The organism is Rhodococcus sp. FW305-130, assembly GCF_058788335.1.
Genome location: NZ_JBYTAP010000010.1, coordinates 195,483 through 208,524, shown reverse-complemented (window position 1 = coordinate 208,524; position 13,042 = coordinate 195,483). Strand labels below are relative to the sequence as shown.

9 protein-coding genes are annotated in these 13,042 nt (G+C 58.7%); 4 read left to right on the top strand and 5 right to left on the bottom strand.

What is annotated here, in order from left to right; translation table 11 throughout:
- The first annotated feature begins 426 nt into the window (after positions 1-426).
- Complete coding sequence (locus tag AC3WQS_RS27710) at positions 427-1,092, top strand: TetR/AcrR family transcriptional regulator (RefSeq protein WP_153212671.1); 666 nt, start codon at positions 427-429, stop codon at positions 1,090-1,092.
- A 1,065-nt stretch (positions 1,093-2,157) separates the two neighbouring features.
- Here the strand turns inward: AC3WQS_RS27710 and AC3WQS_RS27705 are convergent.
- The 5 genes from AC3WQS_RS27705 to AC3WQS_RS27685 all read right to left on the bottom strand — a co-directional run bounded on the left by AC3WQS_RS27705 (position 2,158) and on the right by AC3WQS_RS27685 (position 9,370).
- On the bottom strand, positions 2,158-3,630 hold the full coding sequence (locus AC3WQS_RS27705; RefSeq protein WP_070797418.1) for an APC family permease: 1,473 nt from the start codon (positions 3,628-3,630) through the stop codon (positions 2,158-2,160).
- 619 nt (positions 3,631-4,249) lie between these two features.
- The gene (locus AC3WQS_RS27700; RefSeq protein ID WP_078377560.1) at positions 4,250-5,725 is read right to left on the bottom strand and encodes an aldehyde dehydrogenase family protein; all 1,476 of its coding nucleotides are present in this window, start codon (positions 5,723-5,725) and stop codon (positions 4,250-4,252) included.
- Positions 5,726-6,744: 1,019 nt separating this feature from the next.
- On the bottom strand, positions 6,745-7,845 hold the full coding sequence (ald, locus tag AC3WQS_RS27695; protein ID WP_070797416.1) for an alanine dehydrogenase: 1,101 nt from the start codon (positions 7,843-7,845) through the stop codon (positions 6,745-6,747).
- A gap of 606 nt (positions 7,846-8,451) precedes the next feature.
- Positions 8,452-8,976 carry an Lrp/AsnC family transcriptional regulator gene (locus AC3WQS_RS27690; protein ID WP_070797415.1) on the bottom strand — a complete coding sequence of 175 codons (525 nt, stop codon included), beginning with the start codon at positions 8,974-8,976 and terminating at the stop codon, positions 8,452-8,454.
- Between the two features lie 169 nt (positions 8,977-9,145).
- On the bottom strand, positions 9,146-9,370 hold the full coding sequence (locus AC3WQS_RS27685; protein WP_070797414.1) for a hypothetical protein: 225 nt from the start codon (positions 9,368-9,370) through the stop codon (positions 9,146-9,148).
- Positions 9,371-9,422: 52 nt separating this feature from the next.
- Between AC3WQS_RS27685 and AC3WQS_RS27680 the strand changes: the two genes are divergently transcribed.
- The 3 genes from AC3WQS_RS27680 to AC3WQS_RS27670 are packed head-to-tail and all read left to right on the top strand — an operon-like array spanning position 9,423 to position 12,624.
- Positions 9,423-10,370 (top strand): transketolase, encoded by a 948-nt coding sequence (locus tag AC3WQS_RS27680; RefSeq protein ID WP_241841243.1) that lies wholly within the window; start codon positions 9,423-9,425, stop codon positions 10,368-10,370.
- Positions 10,367-11,383 carry a transketolase family protein gene (locus AC3WQS_RS27675; protein ID WP_070797412.1) on the top strand — a complete coding sequence of 339 codons (1,017 nt, stop codon included), beginning with the start codon at positions 10,367-10,369 and terminating at the stop codon, positions 11,381-11,383. Before AC3WQS_RS27680 ends, AC3WQS_RS27675 begins: the two co-directional genes overlap by 4 nt.
- Positions 11,380-12,624: an aminotransferase class III-fold pyridoxal phosphate-dependent enzyme gene (locus tag AC3WQS_RS27670; protein WP_070797411.1), complete on the top strand. Its 1,245-nt coding sequence runs from the start codon at positions 11,380-11,382 to the stop codon at positions 12,622-12,624. The genes AC3WQS_RS27675 and AC3WQS_RS27670 overlap by 4 nt, the downstream gene beginning before the upstream one ends.
- Positions 12,625-13,042 lie beyond the last annotated feature (418 nt).

The window sequence follows — 13,042 nt, the reverse complement described above, 5'->3', positions numbered from 1 at the left end:
CCGGTCCAATTGTGCATGCACGGCACCTATAGTTGATCTCAGGTCAGGCATGCTCAACAACTTGACAGTGTCCCGACGGCGGTTCGTTTGTCGCACTTCGTGGGCTGCTCATTTGTGCGCCTGCCCGTGAGTGGTCCAGCGGCGATGGACAGGCTGACGATTGCTCGGCAGCTCTACCCACGAGCGCGGGTGCCGGCTGAGTGACGAAACCGGTCAGTGCTTCCATCTCATGGTAATTGCGAAATCGATCTGATACTTGGATTGCATTGCCTGCGTCTGGAATTCATCGATCCGAATGAGAGCGTGAGTCAATCTAGCAGGCGACCGAGCGGGAATCTGGTGCGCGGACATGATGACGAAGTCTGGACTAGATCGAACTGGTCATCCTCCAGTACGGATGACCCAAAGGGGTGACAAGATAAAAGCATGTCAGCCAACAGAAGACGACTTGACCGGCAAGACGACGGCCGCCGGGCCGCGTTGATCGCAGCAGCCGGCCAAGTAATCGCCAGGGATGGGATTGTCGCGGCCACAACACGTCGGATCGCAGACGAAGCCCAACTTCCGCTGGGCACCGTGCACTATTGGTTCTCCAGCAAGGAGGAACTTCTCGAAGAAGTACTCACCAGCGCGTTGCGCGAACTACAACTTCCAGGAGGCAATGACACGCCGTCCGCCCCGATCAAGAGTCTTCTCGACGGATTTCGGGAAACCTGGCCCGCCGTGGAAAGCGACGACAGGGGAAGACAAATCGGCATTTACGAACTCACGACGATGGCGATGCGTAATCCAAACATGAATGATCTGCCAATACGTCAGTACCGTCGATACCGGGAAAGCGCAGCGCTCGTAGCCAAGCAAATATTGCCCGACCACTCCAGCCGCCTTCCAGGCGGGGAGGCGGCGCTCGCTCAACTTTTGTCCGTAGTGTTCGACGGAACGGTGCTCGCATGGCTTGCTGATCCAGAAGGAACACGACCGGATGCGATCTTCGTCCTGTTGGACTATTTATTGAAGAACACCTCGACGGGCGAGCATGTCGAGGTGTCCGACATTTCATCCGACGATCCGAACTCAGGAGACATCGACTAAAGGTTCTGAATAAAGGCTCAGAGAGTCGAGCCATGATGTGTAATGGAAGCAGTTTCTGAATGAATTTCACGCCTACGACATTTGGGTCGCCTGGGTGTTGTTTCTCAAACCCCTCCATCCGGTCTGCGTGCGCTTGTTAACGCGAAAGGGGCCGAGAGCCTTCGCAGTGAGATCCAGTGAAAGCGTATCGCCGGGAATGCCGAGTTTACAGAGCGGTCGAGGCCTGGTTGTCGCATAAGAAGTGCGATGGTCCGCAGGGGGAGCGGACCATCGCACGAGATTCTCAGGACAGCGAGGTGGGTACCTCACCCGGAGGGATTCCGACCTCATCCTCGGAACTGCCGGCGCTACCAGTTCTTCCGCCGAACGCCCCCAGCAATGACGCGATAAGCTGCTCCATTTTTCCTCCATGGTTTGGGTAAAGGTGCCCATTTGGACGCCCCCAAGATTATTACGTAATTCTCGGTAGATATGCAACCACCGAAAGTTGGATAGCTAGGAACTTACTGAAAAGAATAAGTTCGGTTTCGCGATTATGGTCCCGGTTTAGTGGGGTTTCAACTATCGCGATGCCGAACCGACGCCCGATATTTCAGTGCGCCTGCGTTGTAGAGTCAACACGAAGGCGCGTGTGGTTTGCGCATAGTGGCATAGTCGCCAGCTTAGTGTGCTCCTACCGGTACGAGTTCGCTGCCCTCTCCAACGGCACCGGTGCCTGCCCTAAAACCACTCGGAGAGATTGGCGCTGCTCGCGCCCGGTAGGAACGCAATTGAAGTCGGTGGCAAAGTGCGGGAACTAAGACGCTGACGTGGGGGTCACCGTCCTGTCGCCAGTAAGTACGCCTATGACTAACAGCAGTTCCTCCTGCGAAAGGGGGTTGCTCGTAACGGGAGGGCGCTCCTTTGAACCCTTTGTTGGATCGAGTACTGGGCGCATCGCAGTGCCTCACTTTCGAAATGGTTGATGGAGTTTGCCTTGTTCTGTTGTATCCCTCTGCCGTTCTCCGGGCACTGACTATCCGTGTCCGGACCCTCTACGTTCGGCGAGTCGCCGACTTTGGCGTATCACTGGCTATCACGAGTCAGTGCTTCGTACCGGTCGGGTCGGGAGCGCTTCATTACCTCGGCGCCCACTACCCCGGCAACAAAGGTTGCCGACAAGAGTCCCCCGAGAATGATTGCGGTGGAAGCACTTCCGACAAGGAGTGAGAAATTTCCGATGACCAGAATGAGGATGACAGTGAGCCCGATCAAGGACAACCCCGGTGCGATCACCGCGCGCCAGGTGCTGCGGGTACATTCCTTCTTCCGGAAGAAGGCAATGACGGCGAAACTCGTCATTGCCATCAACGCAATCAACCCGAGCGTCGCTGCACCAGAAAACCACGTGTAGATCTGCTTGAACGGGTCCCATCCGAGGACCGCAATAATCGCCGTTGCCGTCAGCGAGATCAAAGAAAAGGTCAACGATGATTTCGACGGTGTCAGGTGCTTCTGGTCAACCATTGCCAGCGACTTTGGCAGCAGCCCTTTTACTGCGAGCGTGAACTGGTACCGCGTGAGCACATTGTGGAACGACAACACGCATGCGAATATGCTTGTCACCAGCAGTACCTGGATGATGTCCGTCAAGATGGGTGACACATACCATTCGGCCAGGTTCATGATGAGGTTCTCAGGGTCGGTCGTCGCTTTGTCGACTGCGCGCCCGACTCCAAGCCCTTCGATAACCGCCCACGATGAGATCGCATAGAACAAGCCGATGGACACCACAGCGATGTAGGTCGCGCGGGGAACGGTTCGGTCCGGATCTTTCGCCTCGTTGCGAAATACGGCGGTCGCTTCGAAGCCGATGAAACTGAAGAACGCGAACATAAGCCCAAGGCTCGGAGTCCCTGTCGAGAAGGCGGAGACTGACAGCGGCTCGACGTTGAGCCCGGCGGCCCCTCCTTGACTGACTACTGCGATGTTGAGGACCACAACCACCAGTGCCTCTGCCGCCAGCAAAATGCCCAGGACCTTAGAGCTCAACTCGATATCGCGGTAACCCAGGAATCCGATACTCACGAGGGCAACGAGCGAACACAACCACCACGGCACATCGACGTTGAGAAATGCCATCAGCAGGTTTGATGTCGCGACCCCCAAAAAGGCATTGATCCCGATGAGCATCACGCCGTAGGACCCGAGGGCCAGCGCGGCTGCTCCGATTCCCATCCGAGGGCCGAGTCCGGCTTGGATGTATGAGTAGAAGGCGCCTGCGTTGGGGACGTATTTGCTCATGGCTGTAAAGCCCACAGAGAACAGCACCAAGATGACGGTTGCCATCAGGAAGTACAGAGGGGCTGCAGTGCTACCACTCGCCGAGATGACGAGGGGAAGATTGGCTGTGACCACAGCCAGAGGCGCGGCGGCGGCAACCACCATGAAGACTATTGAGCCGATACCCAGTCCGCGGTGCAGAAGAGTTTGGGAACCGTCCACCGAGGCCGGTTCTGTGCCGAGGGGCTGGGGTTGAGATTGGGGGGAGTTGCTCATTGTGTCACTTTCTGACGACGTCCTATTCGTTGATTGACCCGCGGCCCATCACTCCGCTGCGGTGCGCCGGGGCTAGGGCAGTTCATCTTGGTTGGTGGAACTGCAGCCTCCTTGCAAGCCCCCAGTCACGGCACGTCTTGTAGTGCAAAGATTGCATCGGCTTTGACGCAGCGATGCCACTCGCGAAGATTCAGTCGACATTCATCGACATCTCTCTCGAAGTTTCATCAGATTTGCGATCCGAGACCCCTGTTTCGAAGAATCTTCGGTTCGTCGCGATCGGCTGTGCGGCATTCTGCATGCGCTCGAAGGATCTGCTTTCCCACTGTGATGGAACAGTGTCTCGCTGTGGCCGTTCTCGCGACGTAGCCGTTACGACCACGAACACCAATCGCGGGCCGATGCAGGCAGCACAGCCTGCTGTCCAGGGCGCCGATATCAATGTGCACGTCGGGTGTCGCTGGGCAATGCGAACCCTCGGGTGTCGCTGGGCAATGCGAACCCGACGTGCACATTGCCCAGCGACAGTGCCTCCGAATTGACCCGATTCGTGTAATTGTCTCAGGCGCAGTGCTCGATCGAGGAGGCGAGCGAACAGGTCGAGCGGTTGCTTGTGGTCTCAATCCTGGGTGATGACTCCACGCAGAACGATGCTCTTGACCTGGCTGAATTCCTCGAGGGTGTAGCCGATGCCCTCGCGACCCAGACCGCTTTTCTTGTAGCCTCCGAATGCCGATACATCGGGCCGGTAGGCATTACCGCCGTTGACGGAAACGATGCCAGCTTTGATCCGGCGCCCGGCGCGGATTGCCTGCTTCAGATCGGCCGTGAACACCGCCGCGTTTAATCCGAATTGGGATGCGTTCGCGATGTCGATCGCCTCGTCGAGGCTGTCCACGGGGAGAACGGAGAAGACCGGGCCGAATATTTCTTCGTCGGTGGCAATACCGACAGTCCTGTTTATCTCCAAGAGGGTGGGGTGGATGAACGCGCCGTCGCGAGTGCCGCCAGTCAACAAGCGCGCTCCCTGCTCGATCGCATCGTGGATCTGTTGTTCCACACGTTGAGCAGCCTCGATGCTGATGAGCGGACCGACGTCGGTGTTCCCACAAGATTGATCGCCTACTCGAAGCGCCTCGACCCGACCCCGGAGTTGGCTGAGGAATTCGGCGTATCGGGAACGGACCACCATGATGCGTTTTGTCGCAACGCACACCTGCCCGTTGGCGTAGGTGCGGCCTTCGATCGCCTGCCCAACCGCGTAGTCGAGGTCGGCATCGTCACACACGATGAAGGCGTCGTTGCCGCTCAATTCCAGAAATACCCGGACTATATTCTTCCCAGCGTTGGCTGCGATGATCGAACCAACCTGGGTGCTGCCGGTGAATGTGACTGCAGCGATGTCAGGACTTTTGGACAAGTGGTCGCCAACGATGTCGCCGTAACCAGTCACCAGCTGAAGCGTCGTTCCGGGAACACCTGACTGGTGGAGGATTTCGGTCAGCAGAATCGTGACGATGGGGTCGTCCTCCGGTGGTTTGACCACCATTGCGTTCCCCGCTGCCAACGCGGCGCCAACCTTGTGAGCATATAGTTCGGCGGGAAAATTGAACGGCACGATGCCGACCATGACACCGAGCGGTTCACGCACGGTGATCATGAGGTCGCTTTCGAATCCTTCCTGAATATCGAGCGGAATTGCCTGGCCAAAGAGTCGCATCGACTCCTCAGCGAACCCCTCGAAGATTCGAGCCGTCGTATCGATCTCCAAACTGGCGTGTGCGATCGTCTTGCCATTTTCCGCGCTGAGGAGCGAAATCAGTTCCTCTCGACGGGCCCGGATTTGGGCGGATGCAGCCTTGAGTACTTGGACTCGCCGGAAAGTCGGTGTAGCAGACCAAATTTCGGCACCCACTTGCGCTGCGTTCAGGGCCTCCTGGGCGTCCTCGATCGTGCCGGCAGGCACTGTGCCGATGATGCTGCCGTCGAATTTGTTCCGTACCTCGATGGTTTCACCTGAAGCGCTCTCTCGCGACTCTCCTGCAATCGACATGCGGTAGGCGCGGGCTGTGGGTGTTTTCGTTTGTGTGCTCATAGTCGAAGGATCTTCTTTCTGGTAGTGAGTTTCTACTTCGATCGGGTTCGCGGAAGCGACCAAAATCGGAGCCGAAAGTATTTGTCAATCAACATGACTCAGTACCTTCGATGCCGAACGTCCATATGGATTTCCCCTGTTCCGAACGTGGAGGCGCACTATTTTTCTGAATGACATTCATCCGTTGTGTGCGATCACTGCACATCTGCCCGAGGGTTGCAATATTGCTCCCGCCCATAGCGATTCGTACCGAAATTTCTGTTTCATGGTGGTCTCCGCTACTCGACAGACTGGGACGCCGCAGCGTGCAAGAAGGTGGGCTGCCTGAGAGTGACGACCCTGCCCCAAGGTGGTCTGGGCTCAGTAGTGAGACGGCGAGGAGTCGATCCGTCCCCAGGGCGCCCTCGCAACTGACAGAACAATGATGCAGAACACAATGAAACGTAGGGAGAAAATCGAAGATCCTGCGAATATGAGCGGAAATATTCGATAAGTTTCGCCTGAGTGGGTGTCCCTGATGCGATCGCCCAAGCTTCTTCGGACTTTGACTGATTTCGTAACCCACAGGGCGCAGGTGCATTTGGTGCTGTCATGACTGCCTGCGCCAGTCCGGGAGATTTAATCGACGTCGCCAGTTGTTTTGTGATGGGGCGGGTGAACATCTGAGGAGGCTCGTCTGATGTGATGAAGTGGCGGTCCTCCACTCGTTGCGGTTCCCAGCGAATGCTGTGGATATTACTATCGCCAGGGTTCGGAGTGAGTATTCGGAAGTGGTGCTCGAGGCCGGTCAATCATCGGTATTGAGTTGTCTACCTACGCCTGTAGTCGGCCCGCTGTGACGGTGTACCTCGCGTATTTCGGAGACCACACGACAGAAGGGCTCTGCGTCCTCACCACCGGGGCCGGACATGACCATGCGGGAGCCGGCCGCCGTCCACCAGGCGCGGCTGCAGCATTCGACATTGCTGATCGCTGTGAACCACATTCCGGTGGAGATGACCAACTCCCGCGCGGCGGCCTTATAGGTTGACGGCGGTGTAGCCGTGGGCAGCGGCGACCTCCGAGGACAGCAATGCACCGTCGTGAGTGCTCAGTCCCTCCGCCAGGCCAGGGACCGTCGAGGTGGCCTTCTCCCATCCTCTGTCAGCGATGGCAACGACATAGGGGAGGGTAGCGTTGGTCAGCGCATAGGTGGATGTACGGGGGACTGCACCGGGCATGTTCGCAACGCAGTAGAACACCGAGTCGTGTACCTGATACGTGGGCTCGGCGTGCGTGGTGGGCCTCGAATCTTCGAAGCAGCCGCCCTGGTCGATGGCGATATCGACGAGCACCGAACCTGGCTTCATCCGCTGGACGAGGCTGTTCGACACGAGTTTGGGGGCCTTCGCACCTGGGACTAGTACGGCGCCGATGACCAGGTCGGCCTCGATTACGGCTCGTTCCAGCTCGAGGGTGTTGGAGGTGATCGTCTTGACCTGCCCGTGGTATTGAGCATCGATCTCGCGGAGGCGGGCGATGGACAAGTCCAGAACTGTGACGTCCGCGTGCATTCCATACGCGACGGCGATCGCATTCTTGCCGGAGACGCCAGCGCCGATGACGACCACTTTGGCCGGACGAACCCCGGGAACGCCTCCCATCAGGACGCCACGGCCACCGCCCTGACGCATGAGGTGATAGGCGCCCGCCTGGGGGGCGAGGCGTCCGGCGACCTCACTCATCGGGGCCAGCAGGGGGAGAGAGCCGTCGGTGCCGACGACAGTTTCGTATGCGATTGAGGTCGTCTTCGAGGCGAGTAGGGCGTCAGTGCAGTCCCTAGACGCGGCGAGGTGCAGATAGGTGAAAAGCACCTGGTTCTGGCGCAGGAGAGCGTGCTCGCCGGCGATGGGTTCTTTGACCTTGAGCAGCAGTTCGGCAGTTTCCCATACATGTTCGGCTGTTTGGAGGATCTGTGCGCCAGCGGCTTTGAAGTCCTCGTCGGCGAACGAGGATCCGTCGCCGGCACCGGATTCGACAAATACCTCGTGGCCCCGACCTGATAGTTCATGGACTCCGGCCGGGGTGACGGCCACTCGGTACTCGTGGTTCTTGATCTCTCGGGGAATCCCGATTCTCATGAGGTGCTCCGTAGGTTGTTGATGTGCCGGATGCTGCGACGCGAAGAAGGAGGCCGGCAACGTCTATGCGCCAGTGAATTCGTCTGGCGCCAGTCAATAGTGAAGAAACATCGGCGGCTTGCCAAGGTAAGGAAAGATCATTCTCGAGAGGCTCGGAATCATCGAAGATCTTTCGCTACAACACCTTTCCGGTCTTGTCGGACAGAAGGATGTTCGGTACGCCTGTGCCCGTCGGCGCTATCGACCGAGTACTTTCGATCGTCAAAGAGTGCAGTTGCCACCTCGTCCCGCTCGGCTCGGCCGGGCCAAGGGGCGTGCGAGGACCTAGGTGGCAGTTTGGCGCAGTCAGTGACCCGTCGTATCCGTCACGGCCACTTCGGCAAAGTCGCCTCAGGGAGGTGCCGGCAGGGAAGATCCTGGCCAGACGGATCTGGAGGGGGAACTTGGTTTACGCCGAAGCTTGCAGATCGGTGCGCGCCTTGTTGAGGGGTGTGGGCAACTTCCGGATCGGCTGGCCTGAAGATCGGCGGAGGGCGCCTCGTCCGCTACGGCGTTGGACCTCCGACGCGCTGGAGCCGGGGCGTTCATCATTCATCGCGCGTGCAACTAGCGGATCGGACGTCGCATCTCCTCGTATCCGCTGACATATTCCATGTGCTGTACACCGATGAAGTGATCAAACAGGATGCTCGTAGTGGTTGCCGCTACCGGGCCAGCGCTCAATTTCGACGCCACGAAGTCACGGAGTTGGGAACTCGAGGTACATGCCACATGAATCAGAAAGTCGTCCGGCCCTCCCATGAAGAACACATTGAGCACCTGCGGGAATCGAATGACACGGCTTGCATAGCTCTTGACCTGATCACGCGCGTTTGCTTGGAGTCGCACAAACACAATGGCCTGGATCGGAAACCCAAGGGACTCATAGTTGATGAACGCGTTGATCGACCGGATGATGCCGAGGCTCTCGAGCCGTTTGATCCGAGCGTGGCAGGTCGAGGGAGCGATCCCTGCCTTACGTGAAAGCTCGTTGTTGGACATTCGACCGTCGGTGGTCAATTCCCAGAGCAGAATCTCATCGATCTCATCGATTTTGACCTCCCGAACTCGCTGGTCCTCGTATGGCGACATTGGTCATTCTCCTCAAACAGCGTCTGGGCGGGAATCCGATCGTGCACGCCTGCAAGCAGTGAGAACTGCGGCGTCACGCGACAGTAGGACCTTCGGCATCACGTGAATGGCGTTGGAGAATCCCGAAATTTCTGACTAATTCAGATCTGGTTCCGAAGATACTTCAGGATCAGCTCTTCTGCAACGAAAAATCTCCGAGAATTGCTCGAACGTCGGCAACGGTAGGAATTCTCATGGCGATCACCAGGGTCCGCGGCAAACACGATTCGAGGCATATCGGGATTTTGTCGTCCCGGTCAGTAGCCGAACCGTGAAGCCACCATGCGGCTTCACACACGATACCGATTCGCCACGCGGAGACTCCGGTGAAGTCTTCGTCTGCAGAGCTGCCCATACATCGGAGTCCAGATCGCATCGGGCTTGAAATCCACTACTGAGCAGAACCGGTGAATGCCAGCCACGGCGTTTGCTGTACCGATCCCGACCTTGCTAATCAACAGCAAAGGAGCTGTAACCCAATGATCCCACCCAGAGGCACATTCGAACGGAGAGTGCAAGTAGAACGCCTCTCCGACCGAGCGCTGTTCGTCCGTCTCGAGACGGTGCGGCTATCCAGAATTGCAGGAGCGGGGCACTACACGTCGTCGTTCTCCGCTGCAGAGTTGTTTGCCGCTCTCTACTACGCAGTGATGAACTATAATGCAGCAGAATCGAATTGGCCGGATCGAGACCGCTTCGTCCTCAGTAAAGGGCATGCTGCGATCGGCCTGTACCCGGTGCTGGCCGACGTGGGCTTCTTTGACCCATCCGAACTTGACACCTACACGCGCCTGGGCAGTAGGTTCGGCGACCATCCCGACATGAAGAAGATCCCGGGAATTGATTTCAGCTCCGGGTCGCTCGGCCATGGCCTGTCTGTCAGCGTGGGTATGGCACTAGCGGGGCGAGTCGAAAACCGGCCATACCGCACATACTGCATGTTGGGCGACGGCGAATTGCACGAGGGCCAGATCTGGGAAGCCGCTACCGCAGCCGGGCACTACAAACTGGGCAACCTCGTTGCCATCGTGGATCGAAACCAGCTCTGTATCGACGGTTTCACCGACGACGTCATGAGTGTGGAACCAATCGAAGACCGGTTCCGGGCGTTCGGGTGGCAAACCCACCGCGTAGACGGGCACGATCTGGACGCGCTGCTGGACGTCTTCGCTGCGCTGCCAAACGAGTCCACGGGGCCCCCACAACTCATCGTGGCTGACACGGTGAAGGGTCGTGGCGTTCGGCTCATGGAATTCAACCCCGACTGGCACGTCGGTAACCTCGTTGGTGCCGACTACGACAATGTGATCGCGGAACTGAAGGCAGGCCTGCGACCGCTGGAGGCAAACAAATGAGCGATACCCAGGACCAAGCAGAGATCTTCGGCGGCGGAGCGACAGCGCTAAGTGACAGTCGATCCTTTGACGGCAATGATGTCAGCGCGATCCCTGCCTTCGTGTTCGGTGAAGAACTTGCCGACCTTGCTGACCGCGACACTCGCATCGCTGTGCTCACCGCTGATCTTGCGACCGCCAACCGTGCTACCGACTTTGCCGCACGGCACCCAGACCGTTTCTTCAACATGGGCATCGCGGAGAAGGGCATGATCACAACCGCGGCAGGAATAGCGTCCTGCGGATTCGTGCCCTTCGCTGCGACCTTCGCGTCGTTCTCGGCGCTACTGTGCGCTGAGCAAATTCGCACGTCATGTGCCTACCCACGGATGCCGGTGCGGATCGTTGGACACCACTCCGGCATGTCGATGGGATTTTACGGAACCAGTCATCACGCGCTCGAAGACTTGGGCGTCCTGCGCACCTTCGCCGAACTTACCGTTGTGTGCGCGACCGACGCCAATCACCTTCGCGCAGTGCTTCGGGCCTCCGTGGACCACCCGGGCGCGATGTACATCCGGCTTGGGCGAGGTCGCGATCCCGAGGTCTACCCAGAAGTTCCGGAGATCACCTTCGGCAAGGCCGTTCGGCTGCGCGAGGGCACTGACTTGACCATCATTGCCACCGGAAGCGAAGTCAGGCCATCGCTCGACGCTGCCGAACAGTTGGCCATCGAAGGCGTCAGTACCCGAGTCGTCGACATGCACACCATCTCCCCGTTGGACGTCGAGGAGGTATTCGCCGCGTACCGCGAAACTGGCGCCATCCTGACAGTCGAGGAGCACAACGTCACTAACGGCCTCGGTACCGCCGTTGCCGAGGCTCTGTTTGAAGGTGGAGCAGCCGGCCGAAGGTTCCGCCGGCATGGAGTGCCGGACGAATACGTACCGGTAGGGCCGCCGGCCGCCCTGTATGCCAAGTATCTGCTGGACGCCGCTGGCATCGCGAACGTAGCGAAGGAGTTGCTGACATGATCAACAGCATTGATGCTGGACTAACCAAACGAGCCGAGATTGTCGTCCCCAAAGGAATTTACGGACACATGAACGTCCGCGATTTCTCCGATGTGCTGCCCCAGTACATCGCGTCGGGTGATGGCTGCCGCATCACCGACACCGATGGCAACACCTACCTCGACTTCATGTGCGGATGGGGGCCGATTGTACTCGGCCATGGGAACCCCAAGGTTCAACAAGCGGTAGCCGAGCAGCTCGCCAAGGGGGACTGCCTCAATGGCGTCTCGCCGATCATGGTTGAACTCGCTGAACTGCTCGTCGACACCATCGCGCATGCTGACTGGGCGATGCTGGCCAAGAATGGCACGGACGCAACCACCGCTTGCTTGACGATTGCCCGGGCAGCGACTGGACGCCGCAAGGTGCTCGCCGCCAAGGGTGCTTATCACGGGGCAGTGCCCTGGTGCACGCCGCTTACAGCCGGCGTGACAACCGAGGATCGCGCGCACCTCGACTATTACGAGTTCAACGATATTGAGTCGGTACGTGCCGCGGCCGAACGGGCAGGTGATGATTTGGCCGCAATCATCGTTTGTCCTTTCCGGCATGACGTCCACCGCGATCAGGAACTCGCAGACCCGGACTTCGCGCGGGGGCTGCGTGAATTGTGCGATCGGATGGGCGCCGTATTGATCATGGACGACGTCCGCTGCGGTTTCCGGCTAGATCTCGCAGGAAGTTGGGAACCACTCGGCGTCAGGCCGGACCTGTCTGCGTGGTCGAAGGCAATCGCCAACGGCCACGCACTGGCTGCAGTGACCGGCACGGACGCATTGCGGGAGGCCGCCGGTCAGATATACGCAACAGGTTCGTTCTGGTTCTCCGCAGTGTCCATGGCCGCCGCGGTCGCCACCATAACGGAACTGCGCGAGACCGATTCACTCGAGCGAATCCAGCGTGCAGGGCAGAGACTCCGTGACGGACTCGACGCGCAGGCAGCAGTGCATGGCTTCGAGGTGGTTCAAACCGGTCCGGTACAGATGCCGCTGCTGCGATTCGCAGGCGACGACACCTTCACGCTGACGCGAAGGTGGACTGACGAGGCCGCAGCGCGGGGTGTCTATCTGCACCCTTATCACAACTGGTTTCTCGGTGCCGCGCATACCGACGCCGATATCGATGACGCCTTGGAACGCACGGATGACGCGTTCGCAGCACTAACACGCTCGACAAAGGAACGGCGGCTTCTAACCGGGTAATCAGACTGCTTGCTGCGGAAGAGAGTTCGCCTCATGGGCCAATGCGAGCGGCGATTCCAACCAGGGATGAGCGCTTGGCATTTTGTGATGGTCAGCGACTCTTTACGGGCGCACAGACTTCTTGCTGATGTTCGGATTGGCGCCAGGGTTCGGGATGATGAGGCGAAGCACGCCCTCATCCCGAACCCTGATCGATACGGGCGTTCACGTCACGAATAGCAGCTCACCGAAGGTGTTGTGGTCGTTCTGTTTCCGCAACACCTTCCGTGGCTAGACTGCGTGGAAGCCGGCTATCGCTGCAGCCTTCCCGTCGTTATTTCTCGCGAGAATCGTTCAGATGACGTCCCGACCACAAACCGCAGTACGACTATCGGGACGGTTGCCAGGGGGCGTTTTCTCGGCGACCTCTGTCTCCTAC